General features: G+C 72.1%; 15 protein-coding genes. 4 read left to right on the forward strand and 11 right to left on the reverse strand.

All coding sequences use genetic code 11. The features are described from left to right. Window positions 1-8 precede the first annotated feature (8 nt). From K2224_RS20195 to bla, 3 genes are all read right to left on the reverse strand, one after another. Window positions 9-398 (reverse strand): cytochrome c oxidase subunit 4, encoded by a 390-nt coding sequence (locus tag K2224_RS20195; protein ID WP_221907905.1) that lies wholly within the window; start codon window positions 396-398, stop codon window positions 9-11. After that, window positions 395-2113 (reverse strand): cytochrome c oxidase subunit I, encoded by a 1719-nt coding sequence (gene ctaD / locus K2224_RS20200; RefSeq protein ID WP_221907906.1) that lies wholly within the window; start codon window positions 2111-2113, stop codon window positions 395-397. Before ctaD ends, K2224_RS20195 begins: the two co-directional genes overlap by 4 nt. Before the next feature lie 194 nt (window positions 2114-2307). Further along, window positions 2308-3228 carry a class A beta-lactamase gene (gene bla / locus K2224_RS20205; protein ID WP_221907907.1) on the reverse strand — a complete coding sequence of 307 codons (921 nt, stop codon included), beginning with the start codon at window positions 3226-3228 and terminating at the stop codon, window positions 2308-2310. 148 nt (window positions 3229-3376) lie between these two features. On the opposite strand from bla, the gene K2224_RS20210 reads away from it, so the two are divergent. Further along, a complete protein-coding gene (locus K2224_RS20210; protein WP_221907908.1) occupies window positions 3377-4387 on the forward strand; it encodes a LysR family transcriptional regulator in 1011 nt (336 codons plus the stop codon). Beyond that, window positions 4384-5346: a serine hydrolase gene (locus K2224_RS20215; RefSeq protein ID WP_221907909.1), complete on the forward strand. Its 963-nt coding sequence runs from the start codon at window positions 4384-4386 to the stop codon at window positions 5344-5346. Before K2224_RS20210 ends, K2224_RS20215 begins: the two co-directional genes overlap by 4 nt. A gap of 61 nt (window positions 5347-5407) precedes the next feature. On the opposite strand, the gene K2224_RS20220 is transcribed toward K2224_RS20215, so the two are convergent. Then, window positions 5408-6127 (reverse strand): TetR/AcrR family transcriptional regulator, encoded by a 720-nt coding sequence (locus tag K2224_RS20220; RefSeq protein WP_221907910.1) that lies wholly within the window; start codon window positions 6125-6127, stop codon window positions 5408-5410. Between the two features lie 109 nt (window positions 6128-6236). On the opposite strand from K2224_RS20220, the gene K2224_RS20225 reads away from it, so the two are divergent. Continuing rightward, a complete protein-coding gene (locus tag K2224_RS20225; RefSeq protein ID WP_221907911.1) occupies window positions 6237-7316 on the forward strand; it encodes an alpha/beta fold hydrolase in 1080 nt (359 codons plus the stop codon). Window positions 7317-7431: 115 nt separating this feature from the next. On the opposite strand, the gene K2224_RS20230 is transcribed toward K2224_RS20225, so the two are convergent. From K2224_RS20230 to K2224_RS20260, 7 genes are all read right to left on the reverse strand, one after another. Continuing rightward, window positions 7432-7728 carry a hypothetical protein gene (locus K2224_RS20230; RefSeq protein ID WP_260692832.1) on the reverse strand — a complete coding sequence of 99 codons (297 nt, stop codon included), beginning with the start codon at window positions 7726-7728 and terminating at the stop codon, window positions 7432-7434. Window positions 7729-7956: 228 nt separating this feature from the next. After that, window positions 7957-9039 (reverse strand): LCP family protein, encoded by a 1083-nt coding sequence (locus K2224_RS20235; RefSeq protein ID WP_221907912.1) that lies wholly within the window; start codon window positions 9037-9039, stop codon window positions 7957-7959. A gap of 65 nt (window positions 9040-9104) precedes the next feature. Continuing rightward, window positions 9105-11201 carry a bifunctional polysaccharide deacetylase/glycosyltransferase family 2 protein gene (locus K2224_RS20240; protein WP_221907913.1) on the reverse strand — a complete coding sequence of 699 codons (2097 nt, stop codon included), beginning with the start codon at window positions 11199-11201 and terminating at the stop codon, window positions 9105-9107. 220 nt (window positions 11202-11421) lie between these two features. After that, on the reverse strand, window positions 11422-11661 hold the full coding sequence (locus K2224_RS20245; RefSeq protein ID WP_221907914.1) for a hypothetical protein: 240 nt from the start codon (window positions 11659-11661) through the stop codon (window positions 11422-11424). Window positions 11662-12039: 378 nt separating this feature from the next. After that, window positions 12040-13374 carry an MFS transporter gene (locus K2224_RS20250; RefSeq protein ID WP_260692833.1) on the reverse strand — a complete coding sequence of 445 codons (1335 nt, stop codon included), beginning with the start codon at window positions 13372-13374 and terminating at the stop codon, window positions 12040-12042. Next, a complete protein-coding gene (locus tag K2224_RS20255) occupies window positions 13371-15467 on the reverse strand; it encodes a PEP/pyruvate-binding domain-containing protein (protein WP_221907916.1) in 2097 nt (698 codons plus the stop codon). The genes K2224_RS20250 and K2224_RS20255 overlap by 4 nt, the downstream gene beginning before the upstream one ends. Further along, complete coding sequence (locus tag K2224_RS20260; RefSeq protein ID WP_221907917.1) at window positions 15464-16849, reverse strand: acetyl-CoA carboxylase biotin carboxylase subunit family protein; 1386 nt, start codon at window positions 16847-16849, stop codon at window positions 15464-15466. Before K2224_RS20260 ends, K2224_RS20255 begins: the two co-directional genes overlap by 4 nt. A gap of 339 nt (window positions 16850-17188) precedes the next feature. Between K2224_RS20260 and K2224_RS20265 the strand changes: the two genes are divergently transcribed. Then, window positions 17189-18472, forward strand: a complete 1284-nt coding sequence (locus K2224_RS20265; protein WP_221907918.1) for a PAS domain S-box protein — start codon at window positions 17189-17191, stop codon at window positions 18470-18472.

The following is an 18472-nucleotide window of genomic DNA, read 5'->3' on the forward strand; positions in this document are numbered from 1 at the left end:
GACCCGGCTCAGTGGTCGCGCTGCGCGAACTCGAAGACCATGCCGAACACCGACCCGCCGGTGACACCCGCCCCGATCAGGAAGACCCACACGCCGTACACGATTCCCAGGGCGAGCACGGTCACCCCGAAGGCCACCGCGATCGGGTAACCGCTGCGCGGCGGAAAGAAGTCGACCTCTCCGGTGCGCTCGTGGACCGCCGAGTCCTCGGTGTCCTCCGGGCGTTCTCCCTTGCGGCGGTAGTTCACGGCGCAGAAGAACGAGATGACCGAGGCCATGCCGAAGGAGACGGCTAGCGCGGCGGCGCCGGCCGGTTCCCGTGCCAGCCAGATGTAGAACGCGTCGGTGATGAGGAAGAAGACGGCCACGCCCGCGAAGAGATGCGACTCCGCTTTCATCTGCTCTGCTCTCCGAGGGTGTCGGGGGTGGGTTCCACATCGCCGCGCTCGCCTTCCGGCAGCATCCGCACCTGGGGGTGGTGCAGGTCGAACGCGGGCGAATCGGAACGGACTCGGGGCAGCGCCTCGAAGTTGTGCCGGGGCGGCGGACAGCCGGTCGCCCATTCCAGCGAACGCCCGAAACCCCAGGGGTCGTCGACTTCGACCATGGGCGCGTGCCGGGAGGTTTTCCAGACGTTGTAGAGGAACGGCAGGACGGAGAGGCCCAGCAGCAGCGCACCGGTCGACGAGACGGTGTTGAGCAGGGTGAAGCCGTCGGCGGCGAGGTAGTCGGCATAGCGGCGCGGCATTCCGCTCTCGCCCAGCCAGTGCTGGACGAGGAAGGTGGTCTGGAAGCCGATGAAAAGGGTCCAGAAGTGCACTTTTCCCAGCCGCTCGTCCAGCATTTTTCCGGTCCATTTCGGCCACCAGAAATAGAAGCCGGCGAACGTGGCGAAGACGATGGTGCCGAACAGCACATAGTGCAGGTGGGCGACGATGAAGTAGCTGTCGGTGAGGTGGAAGTCCATGGGCGGCGAGGCGATCAGGACGCCGCTGAGCCCGCCCAGGAGGAACGTCACCAGGAAGCCGATCGCCCAGATCATCGGCGTCTCGAAGGAGACGCTCCCCCGCCACATGGTGCCGATCCAGTTGAAGAACTTCACCCCGGTCGGCGCGGCGATGAGAAAGGACAGCAGAGAGAAGAAGGGCAGCAGCACCCCGCCGGTGGCGAACATGTGATGCGCCCACACCGTCGCCGACAGCATCGTGATGGCGATCGTCGCGCCGACCATCCCCACGTAACCGAAGACCGGCTTCCGGCTGAACACCGGAATGACCTCGCTCACCACCCCGAAGAACGGCAGGGCGACGATATAGACCTCCGGGTGGCCGAAGAACCAGAACAGGTGCTGCCACAGCAACGCGCCGCCGGAAGCGGGGTCGTAGACATGGGCGCCCAGTTTGCGGTCGGCGAGCAGGGCCAGCAGCGCGGCGGTCAGAACCGGAAAGGCCAGCAGGGCCAGGATGGAGGTGAAGAGGATGTTCCAGGTGAAGATCGGCATGCGGAACATCGTCATTCCCGGGGCCCGCAGCGTGATGATGGTGGCGACGAAATTCACCGCGCCCAGCGTGGTGCTCAGACCCGCCACGACCAGTCCGGCCGCCCACAGGCTTCCGCCCGCGCCCGGAGTGTGGTCGGCGCGGTTCAGCGGCGCATAGGCGAACCAGCCGAAGGAGGCCGCACCGCCCGGCACGAAGAGCCCGGAGACCACGGTCAGGCCGCCGAAGAGGAAGAGCCAGTACGTCAGCGCGTTGAGCCGGGGAAAGGCGACGTCGGGCGCCCCGATCTGCAGCGGCATGACGGCGTTGGCGAAACCGGCGAAGGTGGGCGTCGCGAAGAGCAGCATCATCACGGTGCCGTGGATGGTGAACAGCTGGTTGTACTGCTCGCGGCTGAAAAACTGGAGGCCGGGCCGGGCCAGTTCCGCGCGCATCAGCATCGCCAGCAGACCGGCGAAGAGGAAGAATCCGAAAGCCGTCGCGAGGTACATGTTCCCGATCACCTTGTGATCGGTGGTCGTCAGGTATTTCATGATCCGGCGGCCCGCCCGGACCCGCGGATTACCGGACCCGCCGAGCAGTTCGCGGTGAACGGTCTGGCCTGGGTGTGACATGGCTCCTCCGGAGCACGGTGACCGGGAGCGGATTCCGGCGCGACGGCCCGATTCGTGTGTAGCCGGTCGCCGCCCTCGCCCCCGCCGCGCCACACCGGCGATGCCGGTTGTTGCTCCGTACAGCCCGTTCGGGCGCGGCGGGCGACGGTTGGCCGGCTCCCGATGCCCCGCAGGCACCTGGGCAGGTCCGGATGTCACTCGCCGGGGGCCAGGGTGCGGGCGACGATGTGTGCCGCGTCCGCGATCAGGGCGTCGTCCACGGGTGCGTCCTTGGTGGTCTTCGAGGTCAGCACGGCCAGCACGATCGGGGTCCTCCTGGTGGTCCAGGCGACGCCGATGTCGTTGGCGGACGCGTAGTCCCCGGTGCCCGTCTTGTCGCCGACGACCCAGCCGTGCGGCAGGCCGGCGCGGATCCGTTTCGCGCCGGTGGTGTTGCCCCTGAGCCAGCCGACCAGCTGCTCGCGGTCGTCGGGGGCCAGGGCCCGGCCCACCGCCAGCTTCCCGTAGCTCCTGCCGATCGCCTCCGGGGTGGTGGTGTCGCGCAGGTCGCCGGGCAGGGCGGTGTTCAGTTCGGTCTCCCAGCGGTCGAGCCGGCTGACCCGGTCGCCGATGGACCGGAAGAACCGGGTGAGGCCGGCGGGGCCGCCGATCTGGCGCAGCAGGAGGTTCCCCGCCGTGTTGTCGCTGTACTGGATCGCGGCGGCGCACAGGTCGCCCACCTTCATGCCGGTGTCGACGTGCTCCTCGGTCTTCGGGGAGTACGGCACGAGGTCCGCGGCCGGATAGTGGATCACCTTGTCCAGGGGTGCGCAGTGTGCCTCGTCGCGCAGGACCGCGGCGGCCGCGACCGTCTTGAACGTCGAGCACATCGCGAACCGCTCCTGCGCGCGGTGGGCGACGGTCCGCCCGGTGCGTACGTTGTGCGCGTACACGCCCAGGCGCGCCCCGTACCGGAGTTCCAGGGCGCGGAGCTCACCCAACTCGCCGGCAGCTCCCCGGACTTGTCGCGGGTCGGCGGCCGCCGATGACGCGGCGGAGGCGAGCAGGGCGGTGGTGGACGCGGCGAGGCCGGCCCGCAGGAGGCGGCGGCGCGGCAGAGGGGTGGCGCTGGTCATGTGCGAAGGTCTCCCGGTTCGTCCGTCGTTGCGGTCCGCGAAGCCCCGGCCGTGCGCGGCTTCGACGAGGCACAGCGAAGCAGCCGCGCGGCACTCATGTCCAAGAGTGAACTTTGAAGGATCCATAACTTCTTGATATGACTCCTGGGTGGACCTACTCGCGCACCTGGAGGCATACGTCGCGGCCGTCGACGAGGCGAGCTTCTCGCGCGCCGCCGAGCGCCTCGGCATCGCCCAACCGCTCCTGAGCCGTCGTATCAAGACGCTGGAGGAACACTTCGACGGCCGGCTCTTCGACCGCTCCCGGCGCCAGGTCGCGACCACCGAGCTGGGCGTGCTCCTCCTGCCGCACGCCCGGGACGTGCTGGACCGGGCCCAGCGGCTGCGCCGCGTCGCGCGGTCGGCCCGCCGGTCGGCGGTGCAGGCCGTCGGGGTGCCGGCCGACTGCGGTCCGGACGCGCTGGCCCGGGTCATCCGCGCCGGCGCCGAGCTCGGCATCACATGCGGTGTGCGGGAGCTGCCACCGGAGGGGCGCCTGGCGGGCCTGGCCGACGCCTCGCTGGCGTATGCGCTGGTACGCGTCCCGCCGGAGCACGCCGCGCTGCGGGTTCCGCTCGGCCTGGCCTCCGCCCCGTCGGACGCGCCGGACGGCGCCCGCCCGACGCCGTCCGCCGATCGGTCGCGGACGCGTCGGCGCGCGATCCACCTGGAGGATCTGCGCCCGCGGCGCGGCAGCGGCGCACGACACGGACGGCCGGCTGCCGTGCCGATCCTGACCCTGATGGAGGATCAACTCCCTGACGCCGAGGGCAGGTTGCTGCGCGCCGTCGCGCGGGCCGGGCTGCCGGAGGGCGCGGTGCGCCCCGCCGGTTCCGTGGCGACGGCCCTCGCGGAGACCCTCGCCGGGCAGGTGACGCTGCTGTGCACCGAGCCGTTCGCCCGCCGGCACGGGGCGCGCTGGGCACCGCTGGGCGACGCGACGCTGCACCGCGGGTACGACCTGCGCGCGGCACACCGGGGCCGAGGGCTGGCGGAGGTGCCGCACTGGCTGGCGGCGCTGTTGGCCGCCGCGGTGGGTGCGGTGACGACCGAGTCGGCCACCGCCGCCGCCCTGAGCGCGGACGGGGACGCCCCGTCCCGACTGGCGGCGCACGGATGAGCGCCCGGCAGACACCCCAGGCATCCCGGACACCGCAGGCACCCCGCCCGGTCTGCGTCGCCGATGACGCGGACCTCTTCGACGTCGCCGAGGTGGTGGCCGCGGAGTGGGCGGCCGTCGGCGTCCGTGGCGCATTCCTGGCCCGGAACCTCGACACCGGCGAACAACTCGGCTTCGACGTCACGGAGTTGGTTCCGCTGGCCTCGGTCGCCAAGGTCCCGCTCGCGCTCGTCGTACTGGACCGGATCGCGACCGGGGAACTCGACGCGGCGCGTCCGGTGGTCGTCGACCCCGCCACCAGCAGCGTGGGCCCCACCGGACTGGCGGCGTTCCGGCACCCGGCGACCGTCGCCGTCGGCGACCTGCTCCTGCTGATGCTCTCGGTGAGCGACAACGCCGCCGCCGACGCGCTGTTCGGCCTCGTACCGGCCGAGGAGGTCGACGCGCGCCTGCGCGCCTGGGGCTGCGGAGACCTTCGCCTGCGGCACCGGCTGAACCGCATGTACGAGTGTGCCGCCGGCGCCGCCGGCAACGACTTCTCGCTCGCTCTGGAGCTGGCCATCCGCGACGACCACGCGGGGCGGCACGCCATCGAGACGCTGGATCCGGCCCACGCCAACGTCGGCACCGCCACCGGCCTGGTCGACCTGCTGGAACGGGTCTGGCGGGACGGCATCGGCCATCCCGACGCCTGCGCGGAACTGCGCCGGCTGATGGGACTACAGGTGTTCACCCATCGCCTGGCGGGCGAACTGCGGGCGGACACCCTCAAGGTGAGCGGAAAGACAGGCACGTTCCTGCATCTGCGGCACGAGATCGGTGTGGTGCAGTCCGAGGCCGGCGACCGTATCGCGATGGCCGCCCTCACCCGCTCCGACCGCCGTGCCAACCTCGCCCCGGACATCGACCTGACCATCGCCACCAGCGCCCGCCTGGCCTTCGAAGCCCTGCGCCGCTGAGACCGCCCGGCTCGCCCCGCCGCGGCTTCGGCGAGCGCATGGCTTCAGGGCGTGTGCGTTCTCAGGCATCGTCGATGAGGGTCTGAACGCCGTCGAGGATGCGGTCGAGGCCGAACTCCAGGGGGTCGACGGTGTCCGGCGCGAAGGCACCGTCGGCGACGGCGCGGGTCAGGGCGGGGAAGCGGTCGGCGTGCCGGTCGAGCAGTTCGCCGGTGAGGCGGTTCCACTCCTGGTTGTGTTCCTCGTCGAAGTCGAGCGACTGCTCGGCGAGGTTGCGTACGAGGCCGGCGACGAGAACGAAGATCCGATGTCGCTCGGACGCCGACAGGCCGGTCGGCTCCAGGGCCGCGAGTGCCGCATCCAGCCAGCCGAGCTGGTTCGGGCCCATCAGCTGACGGCGCATCGCGGTGGCCGCCAGCAGCCAGGGGTGGTTCCGGTACACCTCCGCGGACCGACGGGCCCACTCCGTGATCCGGGGCCGCCAGCCGTCTCCCGCCGTCGACAGGTCAGGGGCCTGGGCGAGGACGAACTCGACCATCAGCTCGACCAGTTCGTCCTTGCCGGGCACGTAGCGGTACAGGGCCATCGCCGAGACACCGAACTCGGCGGCGACCCTGCTCATGGACACGGCGTCCAGGCCCTCGGCGTCGGCCAGGGCCACGGCGGCCCCGGCGATGCGATGCGGGGTGAGGCTCGGCTTCGGCCCGCGGGTCGGCCGATCCTGCTCGCCCCACAGCAGCGCGACACGCGCGCGCAGGTCACGCGCCTTCCCCTTGGTCATGCGGCCCTCCGACTCGACGGCGGTCGGCGGCACCGGTTGACACCGCCTCAGAACTGTATATACCTTAAACACAACTGCTGATGACATAAACAGTTTAGGGGGAACGCTCATGCTCGGTGTCATAGCCACCGCGTCCGCCACCGTCCTCGCCGCTCCCGCCGTCGGCCTCCTGGGCTACCGGCAGCTCAAGCGCACCACCAACGCCGAGCGGCTGCGCAGCACCACCCCGAACGGCATCGACGAGTCCGGGTTCGTCCGCATCGGCGGCATCGACCAGTGGATCTCCATCCGCGGCGAGGACCGCGACAACCCGGTGATCCTGGAGATCCTCGGCGGCCCCGGAGCGTCCAACCTCGTCTTCATCCCCCGCACCCGTGCCTGGGAGCGGCACTTCACGATCGTGCGGTGGGACATGCGCGGTGCCGGCTTCACCTTCGCCGCCACCGGCCCCGCGGGCCAGGGCGAGATGAGTCTCGACCGGCTCCACGACGACGCCCTGGAGGTCACCGAGCACGTCCGCAACCGGCTCGGTGCGGCGAAGGTCCTCCTGGTCGCCAACTCCTTCGGCACCGTCCTCGGCCTGCGCCTGGCCCGCAACCACCCCGAGCTGTACTCCGCTTACGTGGGCACCGACCAGAACGTCGTCGCCGGCGGGCGCGAACGCTCCGCCTACCACGCACTCGTGGCACGACTCCGGCAGGCGGACAAGAAGGAGCAGCTGGCCGCCGTCCTCGCCATGGGTGCCGACAAGTCGGCATGGAGTGTCGAGCAGCAGTCGCAGTACAACAAGCTCGTCCTCACCACCGACCCGCTGTCCTACGACACCATGAAGACCGTGGTGATCCGCTCACTGTGGTTCTCACCGCTGCACACGCTGCGCGGCCTGCGCGCCTACCTGAAGGCCATGAACTTCTCCGAGTCGCTCGCGCACGAAGCCGTCTCCATCGACGAGTGGGCCGAAGGCACCACCTTCCGACTCCCCTTCTTCGTCTTCCAGGGCGACGGCGACGTCCTCACCCCGCCCGAACCGGCCAGGCGGCTCTTCGACGACGTGACCGCCCCGGTCAAGGACTTCGCCCTCATCCGGAACGCCAGCCACTTCGCGTCGTTCCGCCACCCCGACCAGTTCCTCGACCTGATGCTCACCAAGGTGCGCCCGACCGTCACCGGCACCCCGATCACCGGGTGAGTCGCCCGGCCCTTTCCCTCTTCTTTTCCCTCTCCTTGAGCGCCCGGGTAGAGCACGGAGGCACACCCGCCGGCCTCCGTGCGCGCCGGGCGGTCCGACGGCCGGGGCGCGGCGGTCACAGGTTGGGGTAGTCGGGCACGGGCGAGGCCGCGACGGCATCGTCCAGGATCTTCTCCCGCGCCTCGTTGATCAGGTGGTTGAGGCTGATGGCGACGGCGAGGATCTCGCCGGAGCTCTCCCAGCCGACGATCGGGCCGGTGGACTCCTCCAGGAAGGCCATCGCCTTCCGCATGAGGCCGCGGGCCTCCGGGGTGGTGGGAAGCGCATCGGCCTTGATCAGGTTGAGCATGGTCTCCAGTGCGTCGGCCAACGCCCGGACCGCTTCCCGCATCTCGGTTTCTTCGGAACTCATACCCCATACGATCGCGGAGCCGGGCCCGACCCGCCACGTCGCCTCCCGCCGGACAAACGAACGTGCGACTTCTGGACGGTCCTCGGTCGCCGGGCAACGTGTTGGTGTGCGGCGAACCGGGCCGGGACGGGGCCGGGGAAGGTCTCGGCGTCTCCGGCGGGCCGGGCACGCGGGCGGGGCCGGCCATGGGCGGCCGCAGTGGTCAACTCGCGGCACAACGGCCGGAGTTCACTTGAGCGTGCCGCCCTTGACGTCCACCGGACGGTCGTCGTGCAGCTCGCCGAACAGTCGCCGGGCCCGTGCCTGGTCCCAGCGTACGGTGCTGCCCTCGACGGTGGGGACGCCGATGCCGGACACCGGGACGTTGAGCTGGGTGCCGTGTCCGCCGGTGACTCCCCGGACCGCCTGGAACATCGCGGTGAGGTCCAGCAGTCCGGTGTTCCGGTCGACGAGCAGGGTGTCCAGGCCGGCGTCGAGGGCGGAGTACACGGCGAGCGGGTTGAGCACCGTGCCCGGCTCCGCCGCCCGGTGGGCGAGGGCGGAGAGGAACTTCTGCTGGTTGCGGGTGCGGCCCAGATCGCCCTGGGACTCCTGGTGGCGCTGGCGGACGAAGGCGAGCGCCGCGGTGCCGTTGAGGGTGTGGCAGCCCTTGGTGAAGTCGGCGCCCGACTTCTCGTCCTTGAGGTCCCGGTCCAGGCAGATCGGGACGCCGCCGACGGCGTCGACCAGGTTGACGAAGCCGGCGAAGCCCACCTCCACGTAATGGTCGATCGTCAGGCCGGTGTTGTGCTCGATGGTGTTGACCAGCATCTTCGGGCCGCCGATCGCGAAGGAGGCGTTCAGCTTGTGCGGGGTCGGGGCATGCCGTTTGCCGGTCATCGGGCTGGTGTAGGCCGGGACGGTCAGCCAGGAGTCGCGCGGCAGGCTCACCATCGTGGTGCCGGCCGCGCCGGTGTGCAGCAGGATCATCGAGTCCGTGCGCCGGCCGTCGGCCGAGCCCGTGTGCAGCTGCTGCTTCTCCTGGTCGGTGAGGCCCTCACGGCTGTCGGACCCGACGAGGAGGTAGTTGGTGCCCTTGCCCGTCCGGTCGTCCCGGTCGTGCTGGCCGGAGGTGCCGAGGTCGACGGTGTTCCGGAGCTTGCCGTCCGCCCAGGCGAAGGCGCCGGCGGGCACGACGAGGAGGAGGACCAGCAGTCCGACGATCAGGCGGCGCACCGGCCGCCGGCGGCGGTTGCGGTGCGCGCGGCGCCGTGGCACGGGTCCGTCCGCCGTGGGCTGCTCGCCGTCCCGGTCGCCCCTCGTGCGGCTCATCCACTCACTCTCCTCGGTCACTTCTGCGGTCGCTGCGGGGTCGTCCCGGCAGTCACTTCGGCGGGTCACTTCGTCGACAGGGGGCCCGGCTGGGGGACCGGCTCGCCGAGCAGATGCTGGTTGGCGGTGCCGGAGCGGTGCATGCGGTGCCAGGTGAGGCGGGTGCCGAGCAGCGCGGTGACCACGGAATGGATCACGACGAGGTACAGCAGCTGCCGGTAGAAGAACAGCTGGAGCGGCAGCGCCCACAGCACGCCGAGCCGTTCGTGGTCCAGGCGCAGCGCGTACGCCGCGGTGACCATCTGGACGGCGAGGAATCCGAGCCAGACGCCGAGGGCCTGCGGGGTGTTGCCGAAGCACAGCCCGTAGAGGGCGAAGACGTCGACGACCGGGGCGAACAGCGGCAGCAGGATCTGGAACAGGGCCAGATAGGTCAGTCCGCGGCGGCCGAAGCGGCCGGCCGGCCCGACCTCGATCAGGGCGTGCCGGTGCTTCCACATCGATTGCAGCGTGCCGTAGCACCAGCGGTAGCGCTGGCTCCACAACTGGCGGAAACCGCTGGGCACTTCGGTCCAGGCGACGGCCCGCTCCTCGTAGACCACACGGCGGCCCGCGCGCCACAGGGCCATGGTGAGGTCGGTGTCCTCGGCCAGGGTGTCCTCGCTGACGCCGCCGATCGCGGTGAGCGCGTCGCGGCGGAACGCCCCGATGGCGCCGGGGACCGTCGGCATGCACTCCAGCACCTCGAACATCCGCCGGTCCAGGTTGAAGCCGAGGACGTACTCCAGGTGCTGCCATTTGCCCAGCAGGCCGCCCCGGTTGCCGACCTTGGTGTTGCCGCTGACCGCACCGATCGTGGGGTCGGCCAGTGGCTGGATCAGCTGGTGGAGGGCGTCCGGTTCGAAGACCGTGTCGGCGTCGACCACCACGATGATCTCGTGACGCGCGTAGCGCAAGCCGGTGCTGAGTGCCCTGGGCTTACCGGAGTTGGACTGCTGCACCACGGTCACCCGCGGGTCGCCGATGGCCCGGGTGAGCTCCGCGGTCCGGTCCGTCGAGCCGTCGTCGATGACGAGGATCTGCAGGTCCCGGTGGGTGGAGGCGAGCAGTGAGCGCACGGTGGCCTCGATGCCCGCCTCCTCGTTGTAGGCCGGGACCAGCACCGTCACCGGGTCGGTCACCTTGCGCAGCCACGGTGCGCCGGACCGGTGCCGGTGGCGGCGCCGCACATGGACGCGGGCGAGGAAGGCGACCACCACCAGCCGGAGGACACCCAGTGCGCCGGCGATGCCCAGCGCCCAGGTCATCCCGCTCGCGAAGGTGTGCCCGAGGGCCTGGATCCGGATCAGCGCTCTGCCCTGGACGCGTTCCAGGAGGGGGGCCGGGGCGACCAGCGAGGGCCGTCCGAGCCCGTCGGTGATCGTGGTGAAGCGGCCCACTTGCGGGTCGGCCAGCAGCTGTGCCGCCTCCTGGTACCCGAGCGCGGTGTGGCTGTACTGCCGCACCACGCCGAGTGGCGGTTTGCGGGCGGACGACGTGGCGGCGACGAGCAGATACCCCTGGTCGGTGGCGCGCCGGGCGGCCGTCCACTCCGCGCCGCACATCGTGTCGGCGGTGGTGGTGTGCGGCAGCCGCAGCAGTCGGGTGGTGACGCCGGCGGAGCCGGCCAACGCGGTCCGGGTGAGGGAGAGTTCCCACCGGGCGCGGAGCGGCGAGGCACTGCCCAGGTCGCCGCCGGTGTAGGTGTACGAGCCGATCTCGTGGCCCGCCTCGTGGATCCGTCGGACCAGGTCCGGGTGGCGCGCCGCCTGGGTCCCGTAGAGGAAGAAGGTGGCGTGCGCGTGGTGCGCGCGCAGCAGGTCGAGCAGGCGCGGGGTCCATAGCGGGTCCGGTCCCCCGTCGAAGGTGAGCGCGGCGGTGCGGAACGGCATCTGTGCGGTCTGGGCGGTTTCGGCGCCGGTGACCCGCAGTACCGGCGCCCCGTTGTCGGCGGACCGGGGTATGGGGCTGGTGCAGGCGCGCCGGGTGCGGGCGCCGTCGACCTCGTGGGTGGTCCAGCCTTCGAAGAGCAGCGAGGCCGCGACGATGGGGAGGATCAGCAGCAGCAACAACCAGTGCCGGCGTGGGGGGTGGCGCAGCGCGTGCCGCCCCTGCCCTGACATCGCCACAAGGGGCCCTTTCTGTCGAGGAGTCTGCCCGGTGGGAGGGCGGACGCCCGCGCGGGCACGCCGGGGCGGCGGGCGCGGACGACGGCGCCGAGGAGCGGTACCGGGGAGTGCCTGGCCGCCCGGCGGCGTTGCCGGGGAAGGCTTCACGCCACCTCGGCGGGTGCGGCGGTGGACGTCGCACCCGCCGGGGGCGGGCTCGCCGGTGCCGACTCCCTTACGGGGCAGGGATGGTGGCGTCCGCGGGGACGGCGGACGGGGTGACGCGCTGCCCTGCGGGCACGGCGGGTCCGGGTGTGCGGGACGGCGCGGCGCGGCGGGGGGCGTCGGGGCCGTGGGACTGCTGCTGCCCGGCGCGTCCTGGGAGTTGGACGGCCGCGCCCGGTACGGGTTTGCCGGCCGATTGCAGAAAGCCGCCGAACACGACGACGAGAAGGGCGATATATCCGGTGCACATGCACCCCAGGGTCAGCGCCACGCGTCCCAGTAAGCGTCGGCGCCTACCTGAGGTGTCGACAAATACGGGACGATTGCGCTGTTTACCGGGGCGAATGCTGTGGGGGGTAGCGGTTCGCATGGGGGGTGAGTGTATCCAGCTGCGCGCAAAGGGGAACAGAAAGATCGGCCAGCGCTTCCCCGCCGTTGAGGTCGACCGGGAAGCCACCGTCGACAAGGGCGGCCACTTCTACCCAGCCCTGCCGTACTCATTCATCGCCACACGGAATTCCAACGACCGGTGTCCCTTTCGTCCGGCCGCTTCCGATGGGCCTTCACACCCCGTTCGCAAAAGGGTTCATGATGTGAAGTCACTCACGTCGTCCGGCGATAGCGCCGGTCAATTGCGCTGTTCAATACGGATGGTGGCGCCGTTTTGTGCGGGATTCGCCCTCAGGGTATGTCCATGGGCGACTTCGCAATTGCGGCGCAGCAGCAGGTGGAGTACGGCCAGCAGGACGGCGGTGGCCAGTGCGCTGTGCCAGAGGAAGTCGTCCAGCCGGCCGGCCGAGAGATAGCCGCCCGCGGCGACGGCCACCAGAGCGCAGACCGCCCGGTCGACGATGCTCTCCAGGGAGAGCAGGGTGGCGCGGGGCGCACCTGCGGGGACGGCGTCGTTCACCAGCTTCCGCTGTAGCGGATAGCCGAAGCCGGTGACGGCCGCGAACAGGCACAGCAGGACGACGACGGTCCAGGGGCCGCCGAGCGTGCTGCCCGCCAGGGCCGCCGCCATCACCAGGCTGAGCAGCGACACCCAGGTCACCGGGGACAGCCGGTTGGTGAGCCAGTGCGGCCGGGCCGAGGCCACCGCTTCGGCGACGGTCATGGCGGCCAGCGCCGCGCCGTGCGCGCTGGTGGGCACGGCGTGCGCGAACAGGATCGGCTGGAAGAGGTTGACCTGGCAGATGCGGGCGAGGGTGAAGAGCGCGACGCCCTGCACCATCACCAGGGCGAGCCAGGGCCTGGCGCGTACGGTCCGCAGCGCGTTCGCCGCCTCGTGGCGGACGGTGCCGGCGGCGCGGGGGCCGGAACGACCGCCCCGCGCCCGGCAGTCGGGGGCGTTCCGGCGCGGCAGCAGTACGGCGCAGACGACCGAGCCGCCCGCGCTCACCGCGCTCAGGACGTACGGCGCGGGGTGCGCGAGGTCCATCAGCGGGCCGACCAGGGGCCAGCACAGCACCTTCGCGGCCAGGCCCAGCGCCCGTGCCTGGCCCTCGGCCTTCAGGTAGTGGGCGGATGCGCCCTCGGCCCGCAGTCCGTCGTAGAGGTATGCGCTGGCGGCGCCCGAGGTCAGCGAGCGTCCGGCGGCGATGAGCAGGAAGTGGACCAGGAATCCGGAGTAGTTCGGGGTGAGCACCGGGACGAGGTTGGCCGCGGTCATCACGACCGCGCCGGCGCGCAGGCAGTTGCGGGCGCCGATGCGGTCGGCGATCAGTCCGGTGGGGATCTCGAAGAGGCAGAAGGCGAGGTAGTAGATGCTCTGGATGCCGAAGATCTGGCCGTCGGTCAGGCCGGCCTGCCGCTGGTACTCGTAGAACACCGGCATCCACCACAGCAGGTTGAACAGCAGCTGGAAGCCGTTGTTGAGGCGGATGATGCGGCGGGCCCCCGGCGAGAGGGGCGCGCCGTCGCGGGTGCGGGTGCGGGAACGGCCGCGTCCGATGCGGCCGTTCACCTCGCGTACGGGCGGATCTGGACGAGGTGGAAGGCGCCCTGATCCGTCATCAGCCATTCGACGTCCAGCGGCCGGTCCACGTCGTCGTCGCTGAAGTGCGACTGGAGGAGCCGGCCGGCCAACGCCAGGCGGGCCAGTCGCTGCCTGGTCCCGGCGGGCAGGTCGTCGGCGCAGGAGCCCAGGGACACCGTGCGGCCGCCGCCCTCGACCGTGTTGTAGAGGTACTGCAGCGGCAGCGCGGTGCCGTCGACGACGGACTCGGGCGAGCCGGGCGAGCAGTTGAGGCAGACGTTGCGGAAGTCCGCGCGCCGGGTCGGGTTGCAGGTCACCAGCACCCCGCCGAGGTCCGCCGGGCGATAGCGCTGGATGATCACCCCCATCCGGGCGTCGTCGAGCGGGATGCCCGCCTGGTGCCGCAGCCGGACGCTGCGCGGCGAGTACAGGGACGCCCACACCCGCCGTACCGCGTCCAGGAGTTGGTCCGTGCCGCGCACGTCGGTGACCGAGTCGTAGACGCCGGCGGCGGAGAAGCCGGGCAGGTCCTCGGCGTTGGAGGAGGAGCGCACCACCAGGCGGCCGGCGCCCTCCGGGCCGGCGGGCAGCGCCGCGGTGATGCGGCGGGCCAGTCCGTCGGGGATCGGGGTGTGCCGGACCAGGTGTTGCAGGGTGCGGCAGAGCGGGTCGATCGCACCCGTCTCGTCCCGCTCCAGCGCGGCCCTCAGCTCGTCGATGCTCGGTCGGACGGCGGGGCAGGAGGCGAGGAAGCGGTGTTGGAAGGCGAACGGGAGGGCGACGCCGTCGGGGGCCGCGACGGTGGCACGGGTGAACGCGGAGGCGGCGGCCCGCAGTTCCGCACCGCGGGTGGTGGGCGCGACGCCCAGGCGCGCCGTGAGATGGGTGTGCAGGTCCGTCCGCGGCGGCCGCGGACGGCCGTGGAACGCGGTCAGGTCGACGTCGTGGTCGCCGAGGACGTGGTGCAGTTCCCCGAGGTTGGCCGCCTTGGTGCCGTAGCCGTCCTGGTCGGTGCGGCGCAGCCGGTGCAGCGGCAGCGCGGGCAGGTCCGCCAGCCGCGGGGGGAGGACCCGGATCGGCTGCCGGTGCCACTCCGGCGTGCTGAGCGTCGGTGCCTGGGCCAGGCGCAGCAGGGTGATGTCGTCGTCGCGCACCTCGTAGCGGACCCAGGCGCCGTCCAGTCCGTCCGTCGCGATGAGGTGGTCCAGGTCGCGGACGACGGCGTTGGGGATGCCCCAGCCGGAGGCGAGGACGTTGGTGTGCGAGAGCGGGGTGGTGGGGGCGGTGTTGATGAAGCCGGCGACCCTCGGCACGTCGTCGGGCAGCCGGGGCATGGCGACGATGTCGCTCCAGCCGAGGTCGCCCGCCGCGGCCGCGTACGCGTCGGCGGTCCGGAAGTAGCGCAGCCGGCCGACGGCGGTACCGGGGTTCAGCGGGGTCCGGGTGCGGCTGCCGAACAGCTGATGACTGTGGATGCGCGGCACCCGGACGTCGCTGATCGTGGCGAGTTCGTGTTCCTGCCCGTGGTTGGCGGGCTTGAGCAGCAGCGGGAGCCGGGCGTCCAGGCGGTGGCGGACGGAGGTGTAGAACTCCTCCAGCAGCGGGCCGGACATGGTGTCGGCCTCGGTGGTCTCCAGGACGAGGAAGGGCCGCTCCCGGCCGCCGGTGCCGGGGTCGGTGCCGGGGTCGGTGCCGGGGTCGGTGCCGGGGTCGGTGCCGGGGTCGGTGTGCAGGGAGAGCACGCCGAGCAGGAAGCGCCGCCCGGGGTCCGTGTAGACCGAGGCGTTGACCGCGTCCAGCCGGGCGTCGAGCTCCGCCGGCCGCATACCGAGGATGCGGGTGGCGAGGTAGTCCACGTGGAAGGGGTGGACCGCGGTGTCCAGAAGGTGCCAGGTGTTCTCGGCACGGTCCACCACGACCTTGAGGTAGGGGTGTCCGGCGAGGGTTCCGGCCAGGGTGCGGAAGAGCGGGAGGGAGAGCTGCTCCCCCACGGCCGTGCGGTCGGCGGCGGGGCGGGGCGCGCCGGAGGGGCCGTCGGGGCGGGCCCCGGGGGTGGCGGGGGTGGTCACGAGGAGGCTCATGAGCGGGCCTCCATGGGCTCGGTCGCGTCGCCGGCCGGGGGAAGGAGGTGCGGCAGGGCGTCGACCAGGGTGCGGAAGTCGCGCAGCACGGTCTCGGGGTCGGCGGCGGACAGCAGGCACAGCGCGGCCATGGTGTTGGCGCCGGCGGCGGGGTCGTAGACCGGTACCGGCGTCCCGTCCGGCAGGGAGTTCTCGGCCACCACGGACAGCGTGCTGCCGGGGCTCAGGGGAGCCGCGTCCCGTCCGGCCGCGAAATCCCAGCGCCGGCGGTCCGGCCAGGCGGCACCGTCGCCGTCCACAGCCAGTACGACGAGGGATCCGGCCGCGCCTTGCGCCTCCCCTGCCTGGCGGGCCTCGGCGGGCCAGTCCACCGGACGTCCCAGCAACTGGTCGACGAGCATGCCGATGAGGTCCAGGCCGAAGACCTCCTCGATCTGCGGGACGGTCATCGCCCCGCCGAACCGGGCGGCGGTCTCGATCACCCACATCCGGCCGCCGGCACCGAGCTTGATCTCGGTGTGGATACCGCAGTTCTCCAGGCCGAGCGCGTCCACGGCCTGCCGCGCCAGGGCCACCACGCGCTGCTGGACGTCGGCCGGCAGCGCGGCCGGCGTGATACCGGCGCGCTCGGTGAACGGCTCCACGGTCGGCATCCGGCCACTGAGGCAGACGGGGTGGAAGGCGCCGTCGACGACGGCGCCCTCGACGCTGACGTAGTCGCCCCAGCCCGGCTGTGCGAACCACCCCTCGGCGGTGCCCGGCACGATCTCCTCCACGAGGAAGTCGGCGTCGGCACCGGCCACATGCAGCTCGGCGTAGCCCAGTCCGGCGGATTCGGCCATCACCTCGTGCGCCCGGCGCCAGGCCGCCGGCGCCTCGTCGGTGGCGCGGATGATCCGGTGCGCGGTGGAGCCGGCGCTCCAGGCGGCCTTCAGCAGCAGCGGGGTGCGGAGCGCGGCGGCCGCCTCGTGCAGCTCCCGCTCGTCGGCCACCGGCCGGAACCGCGGCTGGGGTATGCCCTGTTGGGCCCAGACGCGGCGCATCAGCCGCTTGTCGCGGGCGAGCGCACAGGACCGGCCGGCGCCGGCCAGGCCCAGTTTCGCGCACGCCTCCGCGACCGCGACGACCGCGTACTCGGAGAAGGTGACGACCGCGTCCGCGGTCACCTCCTGCGCCCGGGCGACGATCAGGGACACCAGGTCGCCTCGTTCGGGCCCGGTGGCGGTCGTCACGGAGGCGCACCGGTGCCCGGCGGTCGCGGCGACCGCGGGCGGCAGCGGGCTGAGCGCCAGCAGGTGCACCGCCGCACGTGCGGCGACCCGTGCCAGGGCATACCCCAAGGGCGGGCCGCCCTTGGCATACACGAACAGCACCGTGCTCACTGGAATCCGACTCCTTCGCAGAGGGTTTGGGGGCCGTCCGACGGCCATCGGCGTCCGCGGTCCGATGCCCGGACGCCCTGACTCCAGAGAACCAGTCGGAGGACCGCTGCCGGGCCGCCGTGGGCCCCACCCCCTCAGGCAAATGCCAGAGTTGAGGGGTTCGTAGGGCGACCGTGAAGGTTCCGTGATGCCGTAGGGGGTGCCGGCGCGCGAGGAGGCGCGTCAGATCGGCCGAGAACCGGGCATACGCCGTGCGGGCCGGGGATACGGATGCCCGTGCGAGCGGCCGGAGAAGGCCGCGGCGCGCACCCGCCAACTCCTCCGCACAGAGAGGCCGTCGTGGACGAGACCGGTCTGAAGTCACTGCTCGCACACCTCCCGGTGTCCTGGTGGGAGGCCGACCGCGACCTTCGGGTGATCGACAGCGGCGGCGGGGCCTTCGACGACACCGGCACCGCCCAGCGCTTCCTGGACACCCTGCGCCGGGAGTCGCCCGCGCCCTCCGCCGCGCCGGGGAGCCGGCACCGCCGGGCACGGTTCGACGGCCGGCTCTTCGACGTGAACTGGCCCCTGGACGCGCCCCGTCCGGACCGCACCCGCGGAGTGGCCGTCGAGGTCGGCCCGGCGGACGCCGCCACCCGCCGCTACGACGCCTTCGCCGACCTCGCACCCGCCGCGGCCTTCATCCGGGACGCCGCCGGCCGCTACCGCTGGGCCAACCACGCCTATGCCCACCTCTACGGCACCACGCCCGAACACGTCATCGGCAAGTACGTCCGCGACGTCGACGCCCCGGTCGACGCCGACCGGGTGCTGGCACTCGACCAGGACGTGCTCGCCCGCGGCACACCGGTCCGGCACACCCTCACCTACCACCGCGCCGACGGCAGCAGCGGCCACGCCGCCGGGCACCGCTTCCCGGTCCGGGAGGGCACCGAGACCTGCGTGGCCGGAATCTATATCGACATCAGCGACTACACCCGTGCCCTGCACCAGCGCCGGGAGGCGGAGGACAGCCTCTGCGCGCTTCGCGACCACAGCGGGCTGCCGTGCGCCCTGCTCTCCGCCGGCGGACGGATCCTCCAGGCCAGCGCGGCCGCCGCGGAACTGCTGGGTACCCGGCTCTCGGAACTCGTCGGCCGCCGGGCCGACACCCTGCTCGCCGCCGACCCCCAACTACCGGCGCTGGCACGGGACTGGCGCGCCCTGGTCACCCGCCGGCACCGCCGCCTTCAGACCTCCGCCGTCCTCCTCGACGGCCGCGGCCGGCAGCGCCGCGCCCGGCTGCACCTGACGACGGTGGGCCGCGCCAGCTCCCGCGCCGTCGGTGTCTGGGCCGTGGTCACCCACCAGGCCCTCGCCCACGAGCCGCACCCGCCGCTCACCGCCAGTCAGGTCCGGATCCTCTCCCTGCTGGCGGCCGGCCGCAGCAACGCCGAGATCGCCACCCAGCTGCACCTCTCGCGGCAGACCGTCGACTATCACCTCAGCCGCCTCCGGGACCTGCTGGACGCCCCGACCCGCTGCGCCCTGGTCGCCCGCGCCTACGTGCTGGGCATCCTCGCCCCCCAGGCATGGCCACCCCGCTCGGCAACGGCAGGGCACCCGCACAGCGCCACCTGA

The sequence above is a fragment of the Streptomyces sp. BHT-5-2 genome, from assembly GCF_019774615.1.
GTDB lineage: Bacteria > Actinomycetota > Actinomycetes > Streptomycetales > Streptomycetaceae > Streptomyces.

Bases quoted from the DNA above. Each gene is read 5' to 3' on its own strand.
- K2224_RS20255 (WP_221907916.1), bottom strand. From the start codon at position 15,467: ATGAGCCTCCTCGTGACCACCCCCGCCACCCCCGGGGCCCGCCCCGAC.
- K2224_RS20215 (WP_221907909.1), top strand. From the start codon at position 4,384: ATGAGCGCCCGGCAGACACCCCAGGCATCCCGGACACCGCAGGCACCC.
- K2224_RS20240 (WP_221907913.1), bottom strand. From the start codon at position 11,201: ATGTCAGGGCAGGGGCGGCACGCGCTGCGCCACCCCCCACGCCGGCAC.
- K2224_RS20195 (WP_221907905.1), bottom strand. From the start codon at position 398: ATGAAAGCGGAGTCGCATCTCTTCGCGGGCGTGGCCGTCTTCTTCCTC.
- K2224_RS20245 (WP_221907914.1), bottom strand. From the start codon at position 11,661: ATGTGCACCGGATATATCGCCCTTCTCGTCGTCGTGTTCGGCGGCTTT.
- K2224_RS20235 (WP_221907912.1), bottom strand. From the start codon at position 9,039: ATGAGCCGCACGAGGGGCGACCGGGACGGCGAGCAGCCCACGGCGGAC.
- K2224_RS20230 (WP_260692832.1), bottom strand. From the start codon at position 7,728: ATGAGTTCCGAAGAAACCGAGATGCGGGAAGCGGTCCGGGCGTTGGCC.
- ctaD (WP_221907906.1), bottom strand. From the start codon at position 2,113: ATGTCACACCCAGGCCAGACCGTTCACCGCGAACTGCTCGGCGGGTCC.
- K2224_RS20225 (WP_221907911.1), top strand. From the start codon at position 6,237: ATGCTCGGTGTCATAGCCACCGCGTCCGCCACCGTCCTCGCCGCTCCC.
- bla (WP_221907907.1), bottom strand. From the start codon at position 3,228: ATGACCAGCGCCACCCCTCTGCCGCGCCGCCGCCTCCTGCGGGCCGGC.
- K2224_RS20220 (WP_221907910.1), bottom strand. From the start codon at position 6,127: ATGACCAAGGGGAAGGCGCGTGACCTGCGCGCGCGTGTCGCGCTGCTG.